Genomic DNA, 296 nt, shown 5'->3' with positions numbered 1-296 from the left:
TCCTGATACCGGAGATCCTGACGTCGGTAGCTGGATGGGCTCGCTAGATAGAGTAAGGTCATGTCACGAGCTTTCTTATCAAGTGCGCTCAGCCGGAGCACTGATGAACAGCGATACTGTAACCATTCGTCCAGATGTTACACTAGATGTAGTTTTACTCAATTTACGCTTACGAGGTGAGTTACCAGAGGGTACAGATGATTTATATGTAGGTGATAAACATAACTGCTTTTTAGGGGCGCTTTCGTTAACCACGCTACTGACAAGTCCTTCTGATAAAGTTGTGCGTGATTTAA

The 296-nt window shown here is 44.6% G+C and carries 1 pseudogene; it reads left to right on the top strand.

Annotated features, from left to right (window positions below):
• Nucleotides 1–296: pseudogene (locus CWB80_RS22320) on the top strand (magnesium transporter); the annotation flags it as partial.

Source organism: Pseudoalteromonas sp. S1650 (assembly GCF_005887195.1).
GTDB lineage: Bacteria > Pseudomonadota > Gammaproteobacteria > Enterobacterales > Alteromonadaceae > Pseudoalteromonas > Pseudoalteromonas simplex.
This window is presented reverse-complemented; position numbering and strand designations above follow the sequence as displayed.